The sequence below is a fragment of the Cytobacillus sp. Hm23 genome (assembly GCF_051842895.1).
In the GTDB taxonomy this organism is placed as follows: Bacteria; Bacillota; Bacilli; order Bacillales; family SM2101; genus Nanhaiella.
The window spans coordinates 1-24,212 of sequence record NZ_JBPXRQ010000049.1; the positions used below are offsets into that span (position 1 = coordinate 1).

The 24,212-nt window shown below is 31.9% G+C and carries 26 protein-coding genes, 1 pseudogene and 1 riboswitch; of the genes and pseudogenes, 17 read left to right on the forward strand and 10 right to left on the reverse strand.

Annotated elements, in window-relative coordinates; genetic code table 11:
- Positions 1 to 737 (forward strand): nuclease/transposase family protein (locus ACSVDA_RS21405; RefSeq protein WP_485885943.1); only part of this gene is annotated, 737 nt, incomplete at its 5' end.
- A gap of 303 nt (positions 738 to 1,040) precedes the next feature.
- Here the strand turns inward: ACSVDA_RS21405 and ACSVDA_RS21410 are convergent.
- The 3 genes from ACSVDA_RS21410 to ACSVDA_RS21420 form a co-directional block, all read right to left on the reverse strand.
- Positions 1,041 to 1,391, reverse strand: a complete 351-nt coding sequence (locus ACSVDA_RS21410) for a YfzA family protein (protein WP_485885945.1) — start codon at positions 1,389 to 1,391, stop codon at positions 1,041 to 1,043.
- A 173-nt stretch (positions 1,392 to 1,564) separates the two neighbouring features.
- Positions 1,565 to 2,734: an ABC transporter permease gene (locus ACSVDA_RS21415; RefSeq protein WP_485885946.1), complete on the reverse strand. Its 1,170-nt coding sequence runs from the start codon at positions 2,732 to 2,734 to the stop codon at positions 1,565 to 1,567.
- 1 nt (position 2,735) lies between these two features.
- Positions 2,736 to 3,473 carry an ABC transporter ATP-binding protein gene (locus ACSVDA_RS21420; RefSeq protein WP_320209317.1) on the reverse strand — a complete coding sequence of 246 codons (738 nt, stop codon included), beginning with the start codon at positions 3,471 to 3,473 and terminating at the stop codon, positions 2,736 to 2,738.
- A 164-nt stretch (positions 3,474 to 3,637) separates the two neighbouring features.
- Between ACSVDA_RS21420 and ACSVDA_RS21425 the strand changes: the two genes are divergently transcribed.
- The 7 genes from ACSVDA_RS21425 (at position 3,638) to queF (ending at position 10,586) form a co-directional block, all read left to right on the forward strand.
- Positions 3,638 to 4,339, forward strand: a complete 702-nt coding sequence (locus ACSVDA_RS21425; RefSeq protein ID WP_485885948.1) for a LytR/AlgR family response regulator transcription factor — start codon at positions 3,638 to 3,640, stop codon at positions 4,337 to 4,339.
- A 12-nt stretch (positions 4,340 to 4,351) separates the two neighbouring features.
- Positions 4,352 to 5,338: a sensor histidine kinase gene (locus tag ACSVDA_RS21430; RefSeq protein ID WP_485885950.1), complete on the forward strand. Its 987-nt coding sequence runs from the start codon at positions 4,352 to 4,354 to the stop codon at positions 5,336 to 5,338.
- Between the two features lie 684 nt (positions 5,339 to 6,022).
- Complete coding sequence (locus tag ACSVDA_RS21435; protein WP_485885951.1) at positions 6,023 to 7,207, forward strand: DUF5692 family protein; 1,185 nt, start codon at positions 6,023 to 6,025, stop codon at positions 7,205 to 7,207.
- Positions 7,208 to 7,845: 638 nt separating this feature from the next.
- A riboswitch (PreQ1 riboswitch) is annotated at positions 7,846 to 7,889 on the forward strand.
- 274 nt (positions 7,890 to 8,163) lie between these two features.
- Positions 8,164 to 8,829 carry a 7-cyano-7-deazaguanine synthase QueC gene (gene queC / locus ACSVDA_RS21440; RefSeq protein ID WP_485885953.1) on the forward strand — a complete coding sequence of 222 codons (666 nt, stop codon included), beginning with the start codon at positions 8,164 to 8,166 and terminating at the stop codon, positions 8,827 to 8,829.
- Entirely contained in the window at positions 8,829 to 9,266 is a 438-nt protein-coding gene (gene queD, locus ACSVDA_RS21445; protein ID WP_485885955.1) for a 6-carboxytetrahydropterin synthase QueD, read from the forward strand. Before queC ends, queD begins: the two co-directional genes overlap by 1 nt.
- Positions 9,266 to 9,994: a 7-carboxy-7-deazaguanine synthase QueE gene (gene queE, locus ACSVDA_RS21450; RefSeq protein ID WP_485885957.1), complete on the forward strand. Its 729-nt coding sequence runs from the start codon at positions 9,266 to 9,268 to the stop codon at positions 9,992 to 9,994. The genes queD and queE overlap by 1 nt, the downstream gene beginning before the upstream one ends.
- A 94-nt stretch (positions 9,995 to 10,088) precedes the next feature.
- Positions 10,089 to 10,586 carry a preQ(1) synthase gene (gene queF, locus ACSVDA_RS21455; protein ID WP_214482190.1) on the forward strand — a complete coding sequence of 166 codons (498 nt, stop codon included), beginning with the start codon at positions 10,089 to 10,091 and terminating at the stop codon, positions 10,584 to 10,586.
- A 433-nt stretch (positions 10,587 to 11,019) separates the two neighbouring features.
- Here the strand turns inward: queF and ACSVDA_RS21460 are convergent, their stop codons facing one another.
- The 5 genes and pseudogenes from ACSVDA_RS21460 to ACSVDA_RS21480 all read right to left on the reverse strand — a co-directional run bounded on the left by ACSVDA_RS21460 (position 11,020) and on the right by ACSVDA_RS21480 (position 14,000).
- Positions 11,020 to 11,580, reverse strand: a complete 561-nt coding sequence (locus ACSVDA_RS21460) for a hypothetical protein (protein WP_485885959.1) — start codon at positions 11,578 to 11,580, stop codon at positions 11,020 to 11,022.
- 388 nt (positions 11,581 to 11,968) lie between these two features.
- Positions 11,969 to 12,379 (reverse strand): hypothetical protein, encoded by a 411-nt coding sequence (locus ACSVDA_RS21465; RefSeq protein ID WP_485885961.1) that lies wholly within the window; start codon positions 12,377 to 12,379, stop codon positions 11,969 to 11,971.
- A gap of 341 nt (positions 12,380 to 12,720) precedes the next feature.
- Positions 12,721 to 13,173, reverse strand: coding sequence for a YolD-like family protein (locus tag ACSVDA_RS21470; RefSeq protein ID WP_485885963.1), 453 nt, complete (start codon positions 13,171 to 13,173; stop codon positions 12,721 to 12,723).
- Positions 13,128 to 13,415, reverse strand: a pseudogene (locus tag ACSVDA_RS21475) (YncE family protein); the annotation flags it as partial. The gene ACSVDA_RS21470 and the pseudogene ACSVDA_RS21475, both read right to left, overlap by 46 nt.
- Before the next feature lie 204 nt (positions 13,416 to 13,619).
- On the reverse strand, positions 13,620 to 14,000 hold the full coding sequence (locus ACSVDA_RS21480; RefSeq protein ID WP_485885965.1) for a hypothetical protein: 381 nt from the start codon (positions 13,998 to 14,000) through the stop codon (positions 13,620 to 13,622).
- 287 nt (positions 14,001 to 14,287) lie between these two features.
- Here ACSVDA_RS21480 and ACSVDA_RS21485 point away from each other — a divergent pair, with 287 nt between their 5' ends.
- From ACSVDA_RS21485 to ACSVDA_RS21515, 7 genes are all read left to right on the forward strand, one after another.
- Positions 14,288 to 15,010 (forward strand): endonuclease/exonuclease/phosphatase family protein, encoded by a 723-nt coding sequence (locus ACSVDA_RS21485; RefSeq protein ID WP_485885966.1) that lies wholly within the window; start codon positions 14,288 to 14,290, stop codon positions 15,008 to 15,010.
- Positions 15,011 to 15,123: 113 nt separating this feature from the next.
- Positions 15,124 to 15,336, forward strand: coding sequence for a hypothetical protein (locus ACSVDA_RS21490; RefSeq protein WP_485885968.1), 213 nt, complete (start codon positions 15,124 to 15,126; stop codon positions 15,334 to 15,336).
- Between the two features lie 376 nt (positions 15,337 to 15,712).
- A complete protein-coding gene (locus tag ACSVDA_RS21495) occupies positions 15,713 to 16,189 on the forward strand; it encodes a hypothetical protein (RefSeq protein WP_485885970.1) in 477 nt (158 codons plus the stop codon).
- A 366-nt stretch (positions 16,190 to 16,555) separates the two neighbouring features.
- Positions 16,556 to 16,954 carry a hypothetical protein gene (locus ACSVDA_RS21500; RefSeq protein WP_485885972.1) on the forward strand — a complete coding sequence of 133 codons (399 nt, stop codon included), beginning with the start codon at positions 16,556 to 16,558 and terminating at the stop codon, positions 16,952 to 16,954.
- 265 nt (positions 16,955 to 17,219) lie between these two features.
- Positions 17,220 to 17,549: a hypothetical protein gene (locus ACSVDA_RS21505; protein ID WP_485885974.1), complete on the forward strand. Its 330-nt coding sequence runs from the start codon at positions 17,220 to 17,222 to the stop codon at positions 17,547 to 17,549.
- A gap of 42 nt (positions 17,550 to 17,591) precedes the next feature.
- The gene (locus ACSVDA_RS21510) at positions 17,592 to 17,870 is read left to right on the forward strand and encodes a hypothetical protein (RefSeq protein ID WP_485885976.1); all 279 of its coding nucleotides are present in this window, start codon (positions 17,592 to 17,594) and stop codon (positions 17,868 to 17,870) included.
- A 9-nt stretch (positions 17,871 to 17,879) separates the two neighbouring features.
- Positions 17,880 to 18,050, forward strand: a complete 171-nt coding sequence (locus ACSVDA_RS21515) for a hypothetical protein (RefSeq protein WP_485885978.1) — start codon at positions 17,880 to 17,882, stop codon at positions 18,048 to 18,050.
- Positions 18,051 to 18,529: 479 nt separating this feature from the next.
- On the opposite strand, the gene ACSVDA_RS21520 is transcribed toward ACSVDA_RS21515, so the two are convergent.
- Both ACSVDA_RS21520 and ACSVDA_RS21525 read right to left on the reverse strand, forming a co-directional pair.
- Positions 18,530 to 18,874 (reverse strand): hypothetical protein, encoded by a 345-nt coding sequence (locus tag ACSVDA_RS21520; protein ID WP_485885980.1) that lies wholly within the window; start codon positions 18,872 to 18,874, stop codon positions 18,530 to 18,532.
- Between the two features lie 747 nt (positions 18,875 to 19,621).
- The gene (locus tag ACSVDA_RS21525) at positions 19,622 to 20,206 is read right to left on the reverse strand and encodes a cupin domain-containing protein (protein ID WP_485885982.1); all 585 of its coding nucleotides are present in this window, start codon (positions 20,204 to 20,206) and stop codon (positions 19,622 to 19,624) included.
- A gap of 978 nt (positions 20,207 to 21,184) precedes the next feature.
- Here ACSVDA_RS21525 and ACSVDA_RS21530 point away from each other — a divergent pair.
- Positions 21,185 to 21,715, forward strand: a complete 531-nt coding sequence (locus ACSVDA_RS21530) for a hypothetical protein (protein WP_485885984.1) — start codon at positions 21,185 to 21,187, stop codon at positions 21,713 to 21,715.
- A gap of 1,310 nt (positions 21,716 to 23,025) precedes the next feature.
- The gene (locus ACSVDA_RS21535) at positions 23,026 to 23,553 is read left to right on the forward strand and encodes an RNA polymerase sigma factor (RefSeq protein WP_485885986.1); all 528 of its coding nucleotides are present in this window, start codon (positions 23,026 to 23,028) and stop codon (positions 23,551 to 23,553) included.
- Positions 23,554 to 24,212: the final 659 nt, after the last annotated feature.

Here is a 24,212-nt window from a genome sequence, read left to right on the forward strand (position 1 = left end):
CTAAAACAAAATTAAAAAATCAAAAGATTTGTGCCATAGACCTTGGAATCACAAACTCTGCGGTTTGTTCAGTTATGGATTCAACCGGAACTGTCTTGGCTCGAAAGTTTATTAACCAGTCAAAAGAAAAAGACCGATTGTACACTATGACGAACAAATTACGCAAAGCACAAGCGATTTCCGGTTGGATATCTGCTCAGAACTTTTGGCGTAGAATCAATGGAATTCAAAAACACATTGTAAACAATACTTCTTACGAAATCATGAAGTTCGCTCGCGAGCATAATTGCGATGTAATTGTCTTAGAGTACCTGGATAAAATGAAAACCCCTAAGGGGTACTACGGTGCAAAGAAACTTCGTTTCAAGCTCCATTATTGGAGAAAAAAAGGGATTCAAAACAAAGTCACTCAAGCTGCTCATTACCTCGGAATGCGTATTTCTAGAATTAACGCTAGAAATACAAGTGCCTTAGCTTTTGATGGTTCAGGAGAAGTAGAGAGAAATCCTAAGAAAGACCTTGCCACGTTCTCGACGGGCAAAGTTTATCATGCGGATTTATCAGCTTCTTACAATATCGGAGCTAGATATTTTATTCGAGGAATCCAAAAATCCATTCCTGAAAAGAAATGGTTGTCCCTTCAGGCAAAAGTTCCTGAATTGGCAAAAAGAACAGAACAAAACTTGTCTTCATTAATTAGTCTTAACTTGGCATTAGAGTCACCGAAGGTGGCTTAATAGCTTGTTTTGTACTCTATTTAAGACAAGGGATGCTCCATCAAATTGTGTAACAATTAGTTGGAGAGGTTCACGCGCTATCGTATAGGATACGAGGAAGAATACTAGTGCAACTATCCAAAAAAGGGCTGAAAATAACACCTCAAAATTTACGCTTAGTATAGGGTCAGATGATATGTTTTTCCAAAAGAATTCAAACAAAGCACTACTAAGAAAAAACACCACAATTCCTGCAATTACACTAATTATTTGTATTATATCAGATTTCTCTACTCCTAAATGGTAAGTAAGTGGAAATATAAACTAAATTGTCATAAACAAATTAAAAAACGGAAAGGAATATGGCGTAATCCATTGTGTAAATAGTTTCGACTCCAGAACCCATCTCCCAAACTTAGCAATTAAATGATCACTATCATGAATATTTGGCTCTAGGAAAGTGCCATCAACTGTGATAAAGATCAATTGAACAATTAAAAATATCCCAATGGTTATCATCCAGCGTTTTGCTAGGTTAGTATTATATGTTTTCTTTGCACCTGACATTTTACCCCTACTTTTCTTACGATCTATAATTTTTAGTTTTTTTATTCCTTCAAGCATCAGTTGGTTCACGATACACAATTCGTTACCGACTGAGTCTATTAAAATCAAGTTACACGGTTTTGCTAAAACATAAACCTCAACTTTTGTACATAGAAATCCTAAGATTTCGAATTTCAAAAATCAGGCGGAGCAGTCTCCACCTGATTTACTGATCTTTATATTTATTAGAACGAGTTCACTGACTTGCTGTTAAATGATCACTTATAGGGAAAGCTAGTGTGTCATGCCCCTTTTCCTAATACCCAGCGGTCTTTTTTGAACATGAATGAGCCAAGTAAAAATAAGATAGCGATAACGAGAACTGAGCTTGCTACTACCATTCCTATGCTTTCAATAGAATACACACCGAAAATTAATTGTTTAATTAATGCGAAAATATTGAAAAATGGAATGAGGAAATGGGTTGTAGTTAATTCATTTACAGATAAACCCATTAGTAGAAAGAATGGAATCATCGCTAACATAGACAAAGGCGATACATAGTTTCCTGCTTCCTTAACTGTATTTGCTAATAGACTTAGCATCATCATTATGCTAGAAATTAAGGGTGCAAAAGCTAAAACTCCGATACTCATAACCCCGATGAATGGCGCCACTTTATCGTCTGGTATAACATTCGTTAGTCCTTCGGTAAATAATTTCGTCGTAATAACAAACATCACTGTAGCAAAAATTCCACTAAACGTACTTAAGGTAGAAACGGTTAACCATTTACCAAAAAGGATGTTTGTGCGTTTTACTGGAGTCATTAATAATGCTTCCATTGTGTTCCTTTCTTTTTCTCCTGCAAATAAATCATTACTAGTAGGAATACCACCCGTAATAATAGACATCACAATAATTAATGGAGCAAGAATGCTTAGGAGAAAACTTGATGTATCTTCCTCAGATTCAGAAAGGCTATTAATCGAGAAAAGAAATGGTTCAAATGCATCCGCATCTAAATTATAATCTTCATACCTCTTTTGTTGGACGGTTTCTTTTAAAGTGTTTAGGTGAGAGTTTATCGTACTGGTAGCTAGCTCGCCTTTTTGACTAAATTGATCTACGTATATATCAATAGCAGGTGATCCACCTTGTTCAATCTGGTTAAGAAAATCTTGGTCTGCATATAAGGCAATCGTTGCTTCTCCGTCTTTCACAGTTTGGATAGGATCGTTCACCTTTGACACAGTTATACTTTCTAAATTAGAAAACCAATCATATGTTTTATCATCTATCGTGCTCTCTACAGCAACTGTATAGTTTTCGGTTGAATCTTTAAAGAAGAATGCCTCGTAGAAAAACACCATTCCTAAGCTAAATAACATTGGAATGAGAATACTAAGCATGATTGTCTTACGATCACGAAGCGAGTCAATTAATTCTTTTTTGTAAATTGTCCAAATCATTTTAAGCACCTCTCACTAATCTTGACATGAATATATAATTTAAATCTTCACTTTCTTCTTGTTTATACAGTTCATCAATAGCACCTTGATATACGAGCTCACCTTTATGAATCATAATAATTGATTGACATAACATTTTTACCTCTTCCATAATGTGGCTTGAGAAAATAATCGTTTTACCTTCTTTACGGAGTTGATGAACTAATTCACGAAACATATTTGCTGACGTAATATCAAGGCCTGTAGTAGGTTCATCAAATAAAATAATGTCAGGATCATGAATGAGTGTCCTAGCAATTGCTACCTTTTGGCGCATTCCTTTAGAATATCCGCCAACTTTTCTGTCGATATAGTCCTTCATACCAAAGCGCACAGCTAATTGATCTATACGGACATTCGTTTCGTGCTTACTAATACCGTAAAGTGAAGCGAAATATGCTAAATTTTCTCTTGCCGAAAGGCGGTCGTACAATCCAGTTTCACTGCCGAATAAAACGCCGATTTGCTGCTTTATACCCATTGTTTTCTTGGATATATCAATACCATTAATCTTTATAGATCCATTTGTAGGCTCCATAATTGTTGATATCATTCTTAACAAAGTTGTTTTCCCTGCACCATTTTCTCCTAATAAACCAACGATCTCACCCTTTGAAATAGAAAAAGAAACATCCTTTACAGCCGCAATCGTCTTTTTCTTTTCCTTAAATTGTTTGGATACGTTTTTCACTTCGATCATCCATCGTTCGCTCCCCTCATTTATAACTGTCTTCACTTTACAAAACCTTATGAATTTTACCAACCATGTTGTCGTGAAACATTCTTTTCCTGTCGTGAAAATTCCATTTATGGTATTTTATTTATGTTAGGATAAAAAAAACAGATTAGTTTCGGAGTGAGGATATGGTGAAGGTTGGTCTAGTTGACGATCATAAGTACGATTTGGAGAAACTTGAAGCATTATTAAGAAAAGAAGAGATGTTCTCGATTCATTTTTCAACAACTGATTCTGAAGAAGCTTATGAGTTTATTAAGAAGAATGAGATAGATCTCCTGATCACCGATATTGAAATGCCAAAGCTTTCAGGTTATGAATTAGCTGATTTTATTCAAACTTATGCTTTGGACATAAAAGTAATTTTTTTAACTGGTCATAGTGGATACGCTGTTCATGCATTCGAATTGGATGTTCTTGACTATATTTTAAAGCCATACTCTAAAGATAGACTAATGAAAGGTATGAATAGATATAAAAGGCATATGGCACCAACAAAAGATGAAGGGAAGTTAGTGTTAAAACAAAAATCTGAAATGAACTTCATTGATAAAAAAAGCATTCTCTTTATTGAAAGAACAGGTCGATCATCAAAGTTAGTTACTATAGATGGAGAGTTTGAAACGTATCAATCATTAAGCGATTTAGAAGATCAGTTGAATAACCGAAATTTCATACGCTCTCACCGATCTTTTATTATTAACCTACATTATGTAAAAAATTTCTCAATATATGCTAAAAATTCTTTTTCTATCTCTTTTCAGCATACGAATCAAACAGCGATTATTACCAAAAGTAAACTAGAATACGTGCAAGAAAATTATTTTTAAAGGGGTACAATTGTGAACTTAAGGATTTTTCATACGAGTATGATCTTTATTGTACTTTTATTATCATCATTAACAGTTATACATAAATTATTTCTATCTATTAACGTGACAATTACATTCTTAATCGTCTATGCTGTTGTATGGTTGTTTCTATGGAAGAAGGTTCAAAAAATATTCTTCCAAGTAGAGGCTATTTTATTGTTAAGTAGCATACTTTGGCTCGTGCAAATTATCATAATGTTTCTTCAATTTTACAGTGATAAGCCTATCATATTTACTAGTTTATGGGTCGTTAATATGCTAGTTGAATGTTTCAGATGGTCATCATTGAGCAAAATACAGCTGTTATTATTGAATGATTCAGTTTTGCAAGAAGAGAAGATAGGTATACAAGATGCTTTTCGAGAAATCAGGAGTCAAAGGCATGACGTGATGAAGCATATGAATGTTTTTCAATACATGCTGGAAGAAGAAAGATTAATAGAGGCGAAATCATACGTTGAATCTTTGATAGGTGAATACGAAAATGTTAATTTAACCATCAAAGGTGAAAAAGGACATATCACAGCACACTTACATCATTATTATGTCGAGGCTATGAAAGAAGGGGTAGATGTAACCTATCAGTTACAAGTTCCACTAACACTATTACCAATGAGCAACTTAGATCAAAGTAAGTTAGTTAGTAATTTATTAGAAAATAGTGTCGAAGCTGCTGCTGGATATTCAAGAGCTCATAAAGAAGGTTCTGTCGTATTGAAGTCATCAATGGTAAGTGGTTTTTACATACTTGAGTCAGTAAATCACACCGAGCATATTCCAAAACAAATTATCGATTCTTTATTTACATCATATGGGCAGTCTTCAAAGGGAAAACATCGAGGGCTCGGTACGACAATTATAAATGATATTATTAATGAGTATCACGGTAAAATTACTTACAAGTATGATTCACCATCTTTATATATTAAAATTAAAATGCCAATCGTTAAGAAATAAATTCAATTTAATCAAAACCTTATATTCAAACTTATAGGGAAAGTAGATGTACTTCTAGAGGGATTGTTATTAAAGAGTAATATAGTTATGAAAGGCTATATTCGAATTGAATTAATTGTTGCTTTTGAATAGGCTGTTATAATCAGTGCTTTTCGGGGCGCTTTTTCTTCTCTAAAACTATAAAAATACATACCAGCACAAATGTAAGTGAAAAAAGAATAATTTAAGGAAAAGAGCCTTAGCAAAGATTACCTTCGTAATAATTGTTTCTTAACGTTCAAAGTTTTAAGCAAGTATACCTCTAGCTTTCGTGGCATCCTTTCCAAAATTACTTTTATTGAGCTCTCATAAAGCTCATCATATTGCCCATTATTAGTAATAATAGCAACAAAGTTCAAAAAAAGAGCCTTATGAAAAGAAATGTACGATTAACCACAATGAAAGGGTTATATTTATAATAATCCTTTCATTGTGGTTATTTAATATATATTATTGAGGAATTTATGAACTTTATGGAGAATAAACTACCCTCTTAACACATTATAGTAAAATAAAAATATACAGTATATACAATATATAAAATGTGAAGATGAAGCATGATTAAAACTCCAGATATATCTGTTCAGTAAAAAGTCTGAATAGTATATCATATATTATCCTAATAAAGTATAGGAGGGGTACACCATGTGTAAACTGGCACGTTTGAAACTAAGTTTTATTTTTGGATTAATTTTTATGTTATTTTTTAGTTTTTCAACTTCTAATGTCGTATTCGCAAGTGAAGCTAATGCAGATGAAATGTTAGGAACATGGCAAATGATAGTAGATGGAGAATCTGGAGAGGGGGCATTCTTCTATCGTTTTGAATTTAAGGATAACAATCAAGTGACTGTAATTAAGCAATATGGTGGACAAAATTTAGAAGAAGTAAAGTCATGGACATTAAACGAATCTGTTTTAAGTATGTCTAGTGAAACAGGTGCACTAATTACTGAGTTTGATAATATCCCCCTTATAGTTAATAAGGATGGAGATTTATCATACAAAAATGGGTTTTATGAAGGCGTTGCCAAAGAGCATAATAGTCCCTTATCAATTTTTCATTGGGTAATGATTCTAATTGTTTTAATGGGCTTAAACGAGTTGTTTAGAAAATCAAAATGGGCTGGAATCATATTTTTTTTCGTTTTACCGATAGCCTTATTGCCTATTTGGACAAGTTACGGTGTTACTTATTGGTTCAAATGGGTAAAAGTATATTCTGTTGTAGGTGCAAGTGTATGGTTCATTTTAATGAGATATTCGAAGCTGGGAGGACTTACATCTGCAAAACTAGTAGCAGCATTGTTTTTAGCATTAAACATTGGAGAGGCAGTAACACAAGATTTTACGATGGGATATTTACCAAACATTTTAAATGGTATAGCAGGTGTGTTGTCAATTGCTACGCTATTTTATGGATTTAAAGGAATATATATTGATAATAGTAAAGAGAAGGATATGCTATGGCCGAAAATGCCTCTTTTATGGATAATCGCTTATGATATTTGGAATTGGGTATTTGTTTATTTAAATTTCCCTGGATCGGCGTCAGCTCAATTTATGGTGCTACTATCTTGTACATTACCTGCTATGTTCATTAAGAAAGGGACATGGTTACAAGCGCGTGCATTCACATTAGCAGCTTGGTTTATGTATTATTTTACATTTCCAAGATTTACAGAATCAGTGGAATTACTAGTACCACGTAACGATTTCTTAATGCTCTCAGTAGCTGTAATTAGTTTAGTAGCTAACGGGGCATATGCATACGTTTATGTGAAAAGAGTTGCGAAAATGAAGAAGCAAGGTGAATTTGCTCTCGTTTAAACATGAAATGAACAAAATGTATAAATAATTTAACAAAGGGTGACTGGTGATAGTAAGTTATAGGTTGTTGAATGATTGTTACCTTATCCTGAGTTACCCTTTTTTAGGATGTTTTGGATGTTTGCTGTATATCATACAATAGAGTATACAATTCTTGATCAATGCCTCTTTTCTTCTATAGAATAATAGCAATGGGACATAAATTCCACTTTGCTGTTGAAAGATTGATCACAAGAGCCTTTGTTTTTATCTAGGTTTTTTTCGTCAACGTTGTTGTTATTTTTATAACAATGGTCGGTATGAAGATTTGTTATGAAACTTCAATTATTGTAAAAGTAGGAAAGATGCCACGAACGCTAGGTTTATACGTGCTTATTTATTAGAATGTAAGCAACAATCAAGACGAGAACAGCCTTAATTTATATATAGTAAGCAATCAATATCGAAATTGCAGTATGAGAAGAGTAGTTTGAGAATACGTTATATTAGGAATGATAAAACAATCCAGTTAGAAATATTAGACCGAAGCAATTCACATGCAAATAATTTCTATGGAGTTTTTCGTTTAGTTGTGATATATTAACCTAGTGAAAAATTGAAAAGAATACCGTAAGCACTCATGAAATTATCCATAATTTACGGGAGAGGTTCTAGAACACCCTCTATAAAAAACTAAGGAAATAGCTGCGTCCTTAGGGTGTAGTTTTTTTATTTGATTTTATAACAATCAAATTTAAAAACTACATCGTGTTTGACAAATGCTTTTTTTGTTTGGCTATTTTCTGCTTACATCAGATAAATAGCATCAAAATTAACGAATAGAGTCAGTTATATTTGTTAACTAAATTCAATTAGTAAGTATAACATTGCTGAAAAAATTACCTAATAATGAATTGATATAACTCTTTGAAAAATTGATTAAGCATGGAATTAAAAGAAGAGAGGGGTCACACATAATGAAAAATGAAAAAGCTGTTGTAGTTTTTAGCGGAGGACAAGATAGTACTACTTGCCTTTTTTGGGCAATGAAAAGATATAAGACTGTTGAAGCAGTTACGTTTCAATATAATCAACGACATGACAATGAAATTGAAGTAGCAAAAAACATTGCCAATGAATTGGGTATAAAACATACAGTTCTTGATATGAGCCTTCTCAGCCAATTGGCTCCAAATGCATTAACACGTGATGATATTGCTATTGAAGAAAAAGAAGGTGAATTGCCTACTACTTTTGTTGATGGTAGGAATTTATTATTCTTGTCTTTTACTGCTGTGCTAGCGAAACAAACTGGTGCTAAACATATTATTACAGGTGTTTGTGAAACAGACTTTAGTGGATATCCAGATTGTCGAGATGTGTTTATTAAATCATTAAACGTTACGCTGAATCTCGCTATGGACTATCAATTCGTTATTCACACACCTCTCATGTGGCTTGATAAAGGAGAAACGTGGGAATTGGCAGACGAATTAGGCGCATTTGATTTCGTACAAGAGAAAACTTTAACATGTTATAACGGCATAATTGCCGAAGGTTGTGGAGAGTGCCCTGCATGTAAATTACGTAAAAGAGGCCTTGACCAATACGTTTCTACGAAAAATAGGGGTGAAAACAAGTAATGATTCAGCAAATCTATCCTCAAGTACAACACCCTTATCAATTTGAATTAAATAAGGATATGCAATTTGCAGCTGCGCATTTCGTTCCGCATGATGAAGCAGGAAAATGTAGGGAATTACACGGACATACGTACTTTGTGAATATAACCATTGCTGGTGATGATCTTGATCATACAGGTTTCCTAGTTAATTTTCAGCAAGTGAAAAAACTTATTCACGGCAAATTTGATCATACTGTAATGAATGACCATAAAGAATTATTTAATGATCAAAATCCAAATGATTTTCCTACAACAGAAGTTGTTGCAAAAAAGATATGGGAAGTTGTTCAGGAACATTTAAATACGTTGACAAATAGTCCGAAGTGCCTTCAAGTTTTTGTTCGTGAAACACCTACGAGTTATGTTGTATATCGTCCAAAAGCTGGTGAACGATAATGGAAAAAACGATCCCGGTATTAGAAATATTTGGTCCCACAATCCAAGGTGAAGGCATGGTTATCGGTCAGAAAACGATGTTTGTTCGTACAGCAGGGTGTGATTACTCATGTAGTTGGTGTGATTCTGCTTTTACATGGGACGGGTCTGCAAAAAGTGAAATAGAGCAACTAACTTCGGAGGAAATATGGCAGCGACTTGTTGAACTTGGAGGAAATCGATTTAACCATGTTACGATTTCTGGAGGAAACCCAGCATTACTTAAGAATATTGAACACCTACTAACCTTGCTTAAAGAAAAGGGGATTAGAGTAGGGTTAGAAACTCAAGGAAGTGTTTGGCAGGATTGGTTTCTACTAATCGATGATTTAACCATATCACCGAAACCACCTAGTTCTGAAATGAAGACGAATTTTGAGAAATTAGACTTTATTATTGACAGGTTAGTAAGTAGAGGTAGACAACAGCATGTAAGTCTTAAAGTGGTTGTATTTGATGATAAGGACCTAGAATATGCAAAAATGGTACACAAGCGATATGGACATATTAATTTTTATTTGCAGGTAGGTAATGAGGACGTTCTGTCAGAGGATCCAGCCATTGTTAATAAACTACTTCACAAATATGAATGGTTAATTCAAAGAACAATAGATTCTCCTGAATTGAATGACGTAAAAGTATTGCCACAGCTACATACACTCGTATGGGGCAATAGACGGGGTGTATAATCTCGTTTTACTAGATCCCATGTATGTGGTCAAATAAGTGATTGTCAATGAAACTGTGAAGTGAATCAATAATGATAAATAGGAGAGATGTAAAATGCAAGGAAGAAAAGATGAAGAACTTAAGGATATAACGCTATTAGGAAACCAAGGAACAAACTATATATTTGAATATTCACCTGACATTTTAGAGGCTTTTGATAATAAACATACGAATAGAGATTACTTCGTAAAAATGAATTTTCCTGAATTTACGAGCCTGTGTCCAAAAACCGGTCAACCCGACTTTGCAACTATTTACATTAGCTATATCCCAGATGTAAAAATGGTGGAAAGTAAATCTCTTAAACTATATTTATTTAGTTTTAGAAACCACGGAGATTTTCATGAAGATTGCATGAATATTATTATGAATGATTTAATTAAACTGATGCAACCAAGATACATCGAAGTATGGGGTAAATTCACTCCAAGAGGTGGTATCAGCATTGATCCTTACTGTAATTACGGCATTCCTGGCACTAAATATGAAGAAATGGCTAACTACAGATTAATGAATCATGACCTATATCCAGAGAAGATTGATAACAGATAAATCCTATATTACCCTAAAATATCCTGTTAATGGTCACGGTTTTGTGACCAGAAGTGTGACCATCAAGTAGAATGTGACCAAAGTTGTGACCAAAGTTGTGACCAAAAATATGACCACTAAAATAGGAAATGTGACCTCAATGGTCACATTTCTTTATTATTTTTCGATTCACTTCTGTTCAAAATGAGGCCGTAAAGTATGAAAATACATCCTAAAGCATGGAACAGGTTAACAGTTGATGAAAAGGATATTCCTTTTAATGAACCACATCTTAACAGGTCATATGTAAAGTCTTGAAATCTATCATAACAGGCCGCTCAGTTTTATTGGCTGGGAGTTGATCAAGTTACTAGAATAGAAGCAATAGGTCTAAAATGGGGATTAAATAATAGTATGTGGAAAAGATCTGTTTCAAACTGTAGATCAACTCAATTTATTCAATTACTCCATTGTTCTTATCAAACAATGTATATTCAGCAGGAAAAGGAGTATCCAATGTTTCAGAAAATTTATGATACCTAACAAATAGTTCCTCGGTTGGTACATCAACATTAAAATTGTAATTTTCAAACATGAGGTTAACTAAAATATTATCAATTTTTTTCTCTGGGTTTTTTCCGATCAAAATTGCATATAATCCCTTGTTCGTTTCTATTTCTCGATATTTGAAATCGTTAGTACCGTGTCCTGCACCAGCTATTTTTAATTTGCCATTTAATCCTTCAATTAATCGAACATAACCAATGTTATCGTTTTCTAATTGAAATAACCCAATATGAGTTGATGTATCATCTAATTTAAATTTCTCTATAAGTGTAGGATTCTTTATAGGAGTAGGATTTGATTGACGTTTTTGACTTCTATTTAACCAGTCTTTTAAACTGGACTCAATTGATTCATGAGTATTTTCAACTTGATATCTACTATCGATATAATACACTGAAAATCCAATTCCAAGAATAAACAATAACGTAACAACGTATATTTTTTTCATCTATTATAATCATCTCCACAAACAGTTCAACTCCTTATATTGTACACCAAATGTGTCAGATTTCGATAGTTTAACTGATGATGGATACAGGTATCAAAGAAAATAAAAGGTAAATTTTATATAGTATCGACTGTAATTTATTTCCAGGTGTGAATTCACCAATTTTACAAATCTTAATATTATGCGTAATGGCAATATTTATGTGGACTAAAGCTTTAGAGTACCGTCGAAAAAAGAAATAATTAAGAAACATAATAGAAAATGTGTTGAATAACCACTATTCTTATTGGATGCACCAACAAATAAGGAAAACATATTATGCATTACATTGGTCATGGTGAAATGGAAACTGCCTTACTATTTGATTAAAGTAGGGTAGTTCTAGTGTTTACTTATCTTTTTGAAAAGTAGTGACATTTATACATCGGCAATTACTTTCTAATTCTAAGGAAGGGGTTGATCCGACATCTATAAGGGAGAGTTGGTACATATGACAACCTAATCCTGGTTCATCACATACTGTATTATTAGGTGTTAATGTGTAGGGGTTGGATCTTTGTTCAAACACATTGTAACTACATAACGTTGTAGTATCCCTTCCTGATATTCTTTCAACAACATAGTTGACATTAAGGGTGCCACCTGCAACAATAATTTTTTGTATATCTATCATTGTATCTATTTTAACAACCAAGTCTTTTTTTGTGACCTTTAGAGCTTCTGTTGTTAAGGATATATTCATAAAAGGTGTAGAGGAACTATCCGACAAAGTTATCGTATCAAATTGACAATTGCACATTAGTTCATTGTTCGTCTTCCCTTTACATTGACAATCTGCGATAAGAGTTCATTCCTTTCAGTGATATTTCAAAGTGATTAAAATTGTCTCTTTTATATAGTAAATGTATGATTAATCAACTGTGAAACTGGCAACTGTCTACATATTCAATTTATTAGAAAACATAATGAATAGAAAGTAAATTAGTTCCAGTTCTTCAGAAATGAAAAATTGGAACTACACATATGGTACATCACCATACTATCTAAAATTACGTATACAAAATATTACAATTGCATAATATAGAATACAGCAAGATATTCACTCCATGAAAAAACAGCCCTGCAAAGCATGTGGGGCTGTTATATTATTTGTACGTTTATTATATTCTCGAATTTAATTCTGTGAACATCCTCAAATTTATCCATTACCCTGATATGTTTATTAAGTTGATCCAAAAAATGAACATATCCCATACAAGGTTTGAAAGCTCCATCTTCAAAATATGTCACAGTTACTTCTTGTGTAAACTCCATAGCTTCAATGGTTGTATTATTAATTTCTTCTATTTCATGCTCATCTAATACAGGTTTTTTCAACTTATAGTAATCAGCCTTTGCTTCTTTCATCATCTTCATATGTTCCGTTTGTATAAATACTGGCATCCACTTCATTATTCCTCTGTCCTTCAAACGTATCACCTTTATATATAATATATACGAAAACACGTTCGAATAATACATATCAACTCCCCCGCCAACTGCATAAGCTAGCTTACCCTCTGGTGTGAATGCAATTTCGATAGGTGAGCCCACGTAGGAATTGTAGAAATACCAGAATGAGATTTGGTGTCAATCACAGATATTGAATTTCCAAAAAAATTTGCAACATAAGCGATTTTCCCATCTGGCGTAATGGAAATAGCAAGTGGAGTATCACCGACTGAAATCGTTGAAATTAGATTGTGAGTTTTTACATCAACTTCTGAAATAGAGGGATTAGTATTATCTATATTATTAATAATATAAGCAAGTTTCCCATCAGGTGTTAAAGAAAATGGTGTAGCAGATACAAAACCTGGTGGAAAATTTCTTGAGGAATGTAGTTATTAGGGATTGAGTCTTCACGTCAATTACTAATGTAGCCAAATTTATGCACCTCTTCATTAAATAATACCAGTCAAGGTGTTAGTAATTAAAATAAATGCAAATTTAAAAGTGTTTATTAATATCAAGAGGGGAATCCCCCTTGATAAAATGTATTAATCATCAACTACTCTTAATACTTGAGTTATTTCAGCCAATGGAGCAAAATTATCCTTTCTAACAACTTGTTGCTGAAAACGATATTCATTTACTTTATTAAAAGTTACTATGATTTGAGCGCAAGCAGTAGGTGCTATTACTGATTCTATGCTAGCAACACCAAACTCATTAAAAACAATTGGTTCAAACATAGAGGTATCAGGATTGAAAAAGAATGCTTCAAAATCAGATGCTTGATCAGAGTCTCCAAGGGTTACAAATATAATCACTTCAGTTCCATCTAACATCGGATCAGAGTTTACTGTACAAAGCTGAAAGGCCTGTTGTTCATCAACGATAATTGTATCCGACAAAGTATTAAAAATTGAAACAGTCATATAGTTTCACCTCCAATTCGTTATCTCTTCTTAGAGGAAGAAGTACTATATTATATTCAAATAATTGGTGATAGCTTGGACTAATCAATTGAGGAAATAGAGGATTTTACTAAACTTATCAAGTGAAAAAAGATTCTAATTTACTAAGAGTGTCGGTGTATGGAGAATTATAGATATTATTGGAGAGCATTTTCCAAATTGTATTAATATAGCAAGCTATCAGTACAAGCACTTTCTCTCTTTTTACATATAATGTTGTGAATAATTAAGAGAGGTGTGAACAATTAATGAAAACAATGAGTTTTAATATTCTAGCTGATAGAAGAACTTGGAACAGTCGTAAAGATGGAATCATTAACAAAATTCTCGAAATAGACCCTGATATTGCAGGACTTCAAGAAGCTTTGGCAACTCAAAGAGAGGATTTAATCGATGGACTATCTGACTCATACGATTTAGTTGAGTTTAACATTCCTGGTAACTATGATAACCCTATTTTAATAAGAAAAGACTATTTTACAATTCTTGATTCAGGTTTTGTTGAAGCTGCTGAGTGTAATTTTATACGATATGTTACGTGGCTGCTTTTAAGAGAAAATAATTCTTGCAATGAATTCTATTTTTATAATAATCACTTCTGCTTTCAGCCATTATCAAGTAGAGAAGAGCAAGCCATCATACAAGCTGAAACAATAAATCAGCATCAAATGCAGTCATGTAGTAATGATTATGCCGCCATTGCAGTAGGAGATTTTAACTCTAATAGGAATAGCTCTGTAATGGAATACTTGTTGGATCAAGTTCCAATCGACGGCATACCTAATCCAGTAAATTTAGTGGACACATGGGATGTTGCAAACCCTAATACAGCCAAGCCTCCTACAACAGATCGAGGAGCAGCTATTGATTGGATTCTTACACTATCGGGCGCAGATGTTACTGATGCAACTGTAGAAAGCTCAGATGGATTTTCAGATCATTTTCCAGTAACAGCTACGTTTGAATTTTAGAATATTAATGGAGATAACCTAGCATATTGGGTATCTTCTTACATAGGGTTTATCCTTTAAATTTAAAATATAAAACACAATAAAACTATCCTTTTAATTCAAACCCTTTGCTGATGCGATTAACTAATAGTGTCATTATTATAAAGGAGATAGTTTTATCACTACCTCCTGGAATTGGAGAATTAACAAAGACACTTACTGATGAAAATTCTACTGCTAAAGATGTTGACCTAGCATTTATGGCTTTTATCCCTGATCTAGGCGTAATTAAAGATATTAGTAGAATAGGAAAAAAATTAAAGATGTTGTCGGGGAAAATAACCTAAATATTGATACTGAAAAATTACAGAGTGGTGTAGAGAACGCAGCGAAGAATATCAGGTCTAATTATCGAAAAACATTCTTTGAGGAATATCTAAAGCTAGAGGGTAGTGTAGTTGTTCATCACGCAATTGAACAGCAAGTACTAAAAAATACCCAGAATTATTTACTAAAGATGAAATACATGCATTAGAAAATTTAAGGGGTATACCTAAAGAACTAAATAGTGATTTACACTTATCAAAATTTAGAAAATATTGGAATAAATTTAATAGAGAAAATGAAAACCCTACTATGAAGATATGTTAAAATATATCGTTGAATTAGATGAAAAATATGGTGGTTTATTTAATCCACGAATAAAAAAAAGAGGGGTATATTATGAAATTGTACTTCATTGAACCAGAGGTAGCAGGTGGTCTTGGCGAAAACACTCAATTTGGAAACTCTGATGATGTTGATAGAATGGGTGTCTCAGGTAAAGTAAAATTCTTACATTATAAGTTCGATGGATGGTTAGGGGATGAGCTTCTAGAGTCAACACCTTGTTTTATTATAGCAAGTACTTTACAAGAAGAGCTAATTAATAGTGGTCTTGATGATTTTAATACGGAAGAATGTGCGGTTTCAAAATCGGAACTATTTGATGAGCTATATCCTAATAGAGAAATCCCCTCATTCCATAGATTTCTACCTAAAGGAACGATTCAAGTAAAAAATGGATATTCTGAGCAGTGGTCAGGACATCATTTTTCTCTTTCACAAAAGGCAGAACTAGTAGTAACAGAAGAAGCAGTATTAATACTAAAGAAATTTTTAAAGCATGTGGATATTGACGAATTAATCCAAAAAGCTTAAATATACCTACAGGATGAGCTTGCTCCAAACTATTTGTAAAGAAACATAAGTCAAAGAGAAGTCGGGTTTTTTAGGAAATCAAAAGAAGTCGGATTAGTACAAACATATCCGTAATAATCTATATCTATACATGTTGATAGTTAATATAATTAAGTATAGATTTTCATAACAATAGAGAGTTTATTTAGTTTATGTATAAGATGAATGAAGAGGGCATAGCTGTACTAACATCAAAAAGATAAGAGGAAATTTAAGAATTAAAAACTATCTTAGATAATATTTTATTGAATCCGGGTAGTTTGAGTTATACAACCTATAAAAACTAATTTTTGTAATCAAATTGAATATCGTATGGGGGCATGTAAAGTGGAACGATGGGAAAGATGGACTCCGGTAGATTGTTTGCCTTCAATAATTTACAATAATTCACTGATTGATAATAGAGAAGGTCTTACTTTAGAGTTTAATGATGGATATAGTGAAATAAAGATTATTATTAGATTTGAGTTTGGTGCATTAACTTATTCGAATACCGATAAAGGATATTTAGTTGAAACGATAAATTATCTACAAAATAATTATGATAAAACGTTTTTTAGCAGCTGGCCTCTATTTAAAGTAACTAATTCTAAATATCTAAAATGGTTTCTTGAAGAAAGTTCTGATTTATACGAATCAAAAGAGATAAGCCATTATGTCTTCTTGACTCAAAATGATGTAATAGAAGTATTATCTATACATACACCATTAATCACCATAGAATAATCGCTTTTCAGCAATTTAGAGTTTTAAAGTTAATTTGTTATCACATAGTGGGTGCTCGAAAAGGCCCTTCATTTTTCTCAATCAAGCAGGGATAAAATAGGAATTTATGACATTTAAAAAGAAAACTAAACACCTTTTAGAAATAGGATGTTATTATATACCAATTTCCTCATTTAAGTTGTAAATACAAGTGATAAAGTGTTTATTAACCAAGTTATTAGTTATAGAAGGTGATAATATAGGTACCAATTGTGAGTATCAATGTATGCCGGAAATGATAGGAATTATATTTTTTATATTTATATTATTCGTTATTTTTACTTCAGCAATGTTACTATTTACTGATACATGGGATTTAGGTATTTTTATGTTTAGTTTAGTTTATGGGTTATTTAAATTCGACAGTTTTTTTTCGGATATAAAATTAAAGCAAGGTATTAATCAATTAGAATACTTTATTTCTCTGTTGTTGTTCAGAGAAAAGACCAACTTGTACTCATTTCTTGCATGGCTTGAGTTAGTTATCATGGGTCTGATATTGACATTTATTCCATATGTTATAAAAACTTTATTGAGACACTTTAGAAAAGAATAGATAATGTTATTAAGCATAGGAGAAATAGAGTTAGGGGAAAGAATGAAACCGAGATTAATCAAATTACGACCATTAGTAGCATCTTGGGATTATGTAAAAGGGCAAGATGATAAAGGTAACTATGTTCCATACGAAGGTGTGAGTGAAAAAAATACCGATAGGCAGAATTATATCAAATCTTTGTTTATTGAAAGTCATAATACTCACAATTTTTCATACTCAAGAGTTCATCAAGCTGACAAAGTTGTAAATTCTCTAAATACTACATTAGGAGTAGATCATACTATTTATAGGCCTTATTATGAAGGGTCCGAAGGTTGAATAATTGATATGTCGAATGGTATCCAATTAATAATTACCACTTATGATGAATATGGTGGAGATAGTGGTATTAAGCTAACAGGATTAATAACTGATGGTAATATAAGTGATAAAGAGGTGTATAAATCTATTGATTGGCTATCAAAGATGTATCAAACTAAAGGGCACAAGGATTTTTGAGATTACTAAGGGCTGCTATTAGCCTTTTTATAATTACAAATGGTTTTTGTAGGAAAATTTAGTAACTCGACCTTATGTAAAGAATCGATATATATAAACGGATTCACAATAATAGATTAATTTTATTATCAAGAAACCTGCATGTTGATAGGGCTATTTACTTTTCTGACGTTCCTTACTCTCTTTATAGATGGTCATTCGCTCAGTCTTGATGATATTTTTTGCCTGTAATATTATTTCCCATTTGGACACAATATTACATTTTAAGTACTTGAGGAAGTTGTGTCGATAATACTATTCTAACTCCAGTTGAAGAATTTTTACGTGCTTATAGAGAATTAAATGAAGGCAACTTCGAAAACTTTCAGTTACTTGTTAAAATAATAAGTTCTAATAAAAAGTACGATTAAACTATGACACAATAAAACTCAAATTATATCTAAAGAAATTCTAGCCCCTTGTTAAGAGGAGCTAGATTTTTAAAATGGGTTATTATTTTTAGATTTACCACAGGTTAAATCTACAATTTCATTGTTAAATTCTAATTCAGTTAGGTCGTCAAGATTATCTACACATTCAAACTGTTGAGGTGGAAGTAGATCAATTAACAATAAAAAAACTTCCATAGTGTCTTTACCATTGGGAGGAATCTCTACAGTTTGAACGAAAGCAGGTGTGTTTGCAGGGAATTGGCTAGTAGTCAAAATTTGTTTTGCCTTCTCTTCATAACAATCTAAAATACAAGCGAAACGATCCAGAGAACCTGGTTCAAATTCATCAATGCAATCTCTTACACATGCTAAAGTTTCTTTCCAAGTTGCCATTAAATACCTCCTTGCATACTGAAAAAATCAAGTCATGATTTACAAAAACAATATATGTAAACGAAATTAATATGTGCTACATATAAAGTAAATTAAGGGGAAGACACAAAAAACGTGTATTTTATATGAAAGTGGTGATGGGTCATTTTAAAGGGGAGTCAACTGGTTATTTTAGGAATAAACCTGCTAATACACTGAATAGATTTTTACTAATGATCGTTTGACTAGGAGAAATTAGTAGAGGGGAGAGAATAACAATACTATCCTACATTTAAAAGAAGTTGACAATATATCTTCACTTTGGCCAAAAGGTGGATTGTATCTAGTAATTCATGATATTCAGTTTTCTATTAAACGAAAACATAACTAGCTCCACTGAGAAAAATTGAAATAAGCCTCTAACTGAAGGGTATGAGGCTTGCCATGACATGTTTGAGTAAGTATTGAGAGAAACTGTACAAACTATTTTAGCTGCTATTTATGTATGTATAAGTTATGTCTTTCTGTGCTAGGTCAAATAGAGTAAAATAATCTTAATTATCTAGGCAAAATTTATAAAAACAAACCTTATTGCTTGTTTTATTTTTTTTAGTGAATGCTCATAAAAACACACCCCTGTTTTATAAGGTAGTTATTTCTGTTTCTTCATACACTTCTAGTTATAATACTTGATAGCTAAATTTAGCAAAAACCGGGAGAACCCTGGTTTTTGCTATGAATTAATTTTTATAGAATCATATTGTTGTATTAATTTTCTGGAGGAGGCCCTATTATTACACCATCTGTTCCATCAATTGGTGCAAGAGCTCTGGATATTAAATTAGGATCTATATTATAAGCATTTTCATACACTGCAGGTGGTGTTCTTGTTAGTGAGACCGATCCTTCTGTTGACTCAAATTGATCATTATTAAAAAATAGAACTAATTTAGTATCATCTTCAACCGCTGAAATCCAATGCCACCATCCCATAGGAATGAAAACTGTTTGACCAAATTTATCCAAAGTATATGTTACTAATTGTGGAGTACTTGGGTCTAAAACAGAAATAATGACCTTTCCGGAAACAAGAAAATCTACCTCCCATGCATTTGGATGCCAGTGAGGTTCTCTAATAAAGCCTTTAGACAAATTTAAACTTACAACAGCCCCACCTATCATCGAAGGATTTTGTGTTGAAGTTAAAGCAAATGCAATATTTTCAGGATTCCGTTCAAAAAATACATTTTGGTTTATATCAAAAAAGAGGTTTGGTGTTCCCTTGCCTGTAATATTTCGGTTATCTGTGACATAACCAGAAGTTGGGTTTGTCATAACTTCACCATCTTTCATAAAATTTAATGATTACTGTCATATTCTATTCTTTAATTCTAGTAATGTTTGTATGTTTGTCCTATGTGAATTTCATTAATTTGAAAAACAATAATTGATAGTTGAAAGCCGTAGTCTAAGTAAAGGGTGGATTTTGTGAAAAAGAATATTAGTATTTAACGATATACAAGACTGCTATGGTTTTAATAAACAGTTAGAAGTAGTAAATTTGGATTGATATAGGAACTAATTACGATTATTTGTAGATGATGAGGAGGTTTTTGGTGGATTACCTTATTATCATGATAAAGATACAGGAATAAATTCAATGTTAAAAAAATGAAAATGTTATTTGTATTAGAAGTCAATTGTTTGTTAATCCCTCTAAAACGGTAATTCATAAATACTAACCATATACTCTTCAAGATAAGCATATTATCTATTACGCAGATAAATAGGTCGGAATTGTGTAAGTAAGTTTGACAGTATTAATTGTTTATTAATTGAAGCAAATGATTTCAATCAAAATAATGTAAGTGACATAGTTACATAAATACGGAGGTTTTATGTATTTTGATATAGTTAATTGCTACTATGCTAATGAAATTTCTTAGTCACGTGAAATAGTGTGTGAAATAGGTGATATAAAAATGAAGTGTAATCAAAGTTATTGTCATCATATAAGTTCATACAGAGGTTCCAAAATTGTTTTTCAAATGCTGAAAAATTTCAAATCCTTGATGGAATTTAGCAAAAAAGCATAAATATTAGCTAACGGTGGAAGGAATGAACCTTTTGAAAAGGAGACAAAGGATATGAAAGTAGAAACATGATAAAAACAATAATTTAGTGTAACAAAAACAACTTAAAAAAATATTCCGTGTTAACTACTAGTTAATTAATTGATTTTCCATAAAATGTACAAACCAACTATCCCCTTTTTAAGTTTATAACAATACTTATATAGTGTACAAAAAAAAGAAAGGGTTGGAAACATTTATGGAAAAAGAAGTGACATTTTGTGAACCTTCACAAATAATAGCAGAGCCAGTTGAAGAATTAGATTGTATAACATTATGTAACGTAGCTGTTAAAAAAGAGAGAACATGTCGGAGTGAAGAAGAAATTATTTGTTGTTTAGAAACATGCAATGACTTTCCAATCGTTCGTATAGACGATTGTAGAGCATGTTTTATAGATTCTTGTTGTGAGGTCAAAGAGGATAGCTCAATTACTGGATTAAAAACAGCAGATGTAAGTGCTACTTTCCAAATTTCGGTGTTAGTTCAAACTGAAGCACCTAGTGGAGAATTATGTCCTGCAGTTTGTACGAGAAATATTACTGTAGACATCCCTGATGTATTTGAGTCTTGTGAAATCAAAAACTGTAGAGTTGTTGAAGCTAGAGCGGATTGTAGAGCTGATAGGTTTGAAGGGTGCGAGATATTTGTTTTTGTTGAGGTGGAAATTAGAACTGAAGCGTGTGTATTAGAAAATGAAGTTAAAGTCGCTAGGTGTTTATTTGGATAATAAATATGAATACACTCCAGTATTGAGCTGGAGTGCTACATAACATTAGTAATAAATTATTTTTGTATCATTGGTTGAAGAAGGTACATTTTTTCCAGGAGCAGTGGAGTTAGTATAGTTTTTGTGGACACAAAGACGTGAAGTACTTAAAATGTACTGTGTCCGGATGGTTCAAGCCATACCGCTGATAATATTGTAAAGAAGCAAAAATAGAGTCTTCGCCTAAGGAGAATGAAATCTTAAAAAAGGCTATGGTTATATTCGCAAAAAGTAAATACAGACGAGCTAACGAGCTTCATCCAAGAGAAAAGAACAGAACATCCAGTGTCACTTATGTGTGGGGTGCTGAATACAGCTCGCAATTCTGAGCGAATGACAACCATCCAACTTATGTGTATACGGTGAAAGACGGATGGTGCTATTCAGAACTATTCAAAGACTCTGCATAAAATTTCTCTTTTTATGTCCAAAATATTGACTCAAGTTCAGTATTTGGGAATCCTCAAGTTTTCCCCAAAATAAATTAACTATTTCTTCCTGAAAGGGTTTCTTGATCATTTGTAAATTTACCTTTCGAAATCACTTCTGTTATTTCATCATTTTCTAAGGACTGATTTTGTAAAGTGGTGTTATTAGAGAAATTACACATGTTAAGAAAATGTATATAAAAAATGTTAGTAAAATAGTTTTTCTTTTTTACATCCACCTTTAATATCCATATATGATAAAATTCTACAACAGTTTTATATTGCCTTTATCACTTAGTTCCAAATAATAAATAAAAAAGAAAAAACATTGCAATAAACTGTCGAATAATTGGCAAATTTGTCGAAGTATTTTAAAATTAGGTAAAGTTGCGGAAAGGGGGAAAGATAATTTATTTAATGATGTTATGAAAAATAGAAAAGGAGTTGAATACATCTAATAGAAGAAAAGTTGACTTAAAAAGATGAGCAGTAAATCTATTTTCTAATTGTTAGAATAAAAAGCGTTGAAAATGAAGGAGAAGTAATTTACGAGTTGTAGAATCATAAATTCTATAATATTGAGCGTTAACAGGGTAAACAAGCAATTCTGATAAATGTATTTAAGTTTTAACAAGTGAATTTTTTTAATGTTCACTAATCTATTACTTTTTGAATTAGTGAAGAAGATACTAGTTGGGAATACAAATATTTCATTCAATATTTAAAACCCATATCAATAAATAAAATTAAAGTAACCTTTTATTTGTGATCCCTTAATGTAGCTGAAAAAAATATTTGTTTATTTTTTAAAGAAAAATATAAAAAAATAAAGGGAGAAATTGTATGCCACGAGATAATAAAATTGACGTCTTAAGTTTATATGACTTATATTGCAGGAAAGTTTTCAAATTCATATATGTGATGACCCAAGATTATCACACTGCAGAAGATTTAGCACATGATACGTTTATTAAAATTAGCAAATCAAGTCACCAATTAAAGAATAAAGAAAAAATAGAATCTTGGATATTTCAAATTGCTCATAATACAACTATGGACTACATTAGGAAAAAGAAACTAAAGCTTGATTATTTTGTCCCAATACTTCTAGAAAAAGAGTCAAGCTTTTCGATTGAAAATCAGTTAATCATAGATGAAAATTTCAGAGAATTGTATGAAATTCTAAGTACATTAAAACCTGCCTATAGAGAAGTAATCATATTCAGAAAGATAGAGGGTTATTCTACAAAAGAAACTAGTATAATTTTAAATTGGTCTGAAAGTAAGGTGAAATCTACTTTATCTAGAGCAATGACAGCACTTCAGCAAGAGTTGTCTGATGTAGGTTTCATATTCCAGCATACATTATAATGAAGTCCTATTTTATAGATTGAAAACGCTCTCAGTAATAACGATTGTTAACAGTTATTGTGATGGAAAAAATACAAAAATAGACTCACACGTTTCAAATTTAGCCTAGTTTTGGTGCATGGTGACAAAACATTAAAAAGTACTTAGTACACGAATCTCTATAATAACTACATATTAATTATGTGTATTCAAAGAAGTAGCTGTATATTTAATAATTCCATTACTTGGTTAATTTTAGTCAAGTCACCAGCATAAAACATGAAAAATTTATTTAGTTTAATACCTAAACCTTTATTGTGTGAAGAAGTCACAGTACACAATGAAGGCTTTATTTTTATCTTTATATTGTGGTTGATTTCTGAAAAAGAAAGAAAGGTACTCCTAAAAGAATATATAATTATAAATTTTTTGTCTAAATCAATGATATAGCTGTATGTAATACTACAATAATTTGATAGTAAGGCATTAATCATACTTTTTTATAATTAAAAAAAAGTATATTTTAAAAAAATTAAAAATAATGCGACGGATTTGAGTTTTTTTCGTCTTACATATGATTAAAAAATAAATAAGTTTTATTTTATGGGGACAAGCCTTATTACTTGTTCTAATTATTTCTCACTTTATGGGCTAAGGTAGAGAATATTTTTTATAGGTTT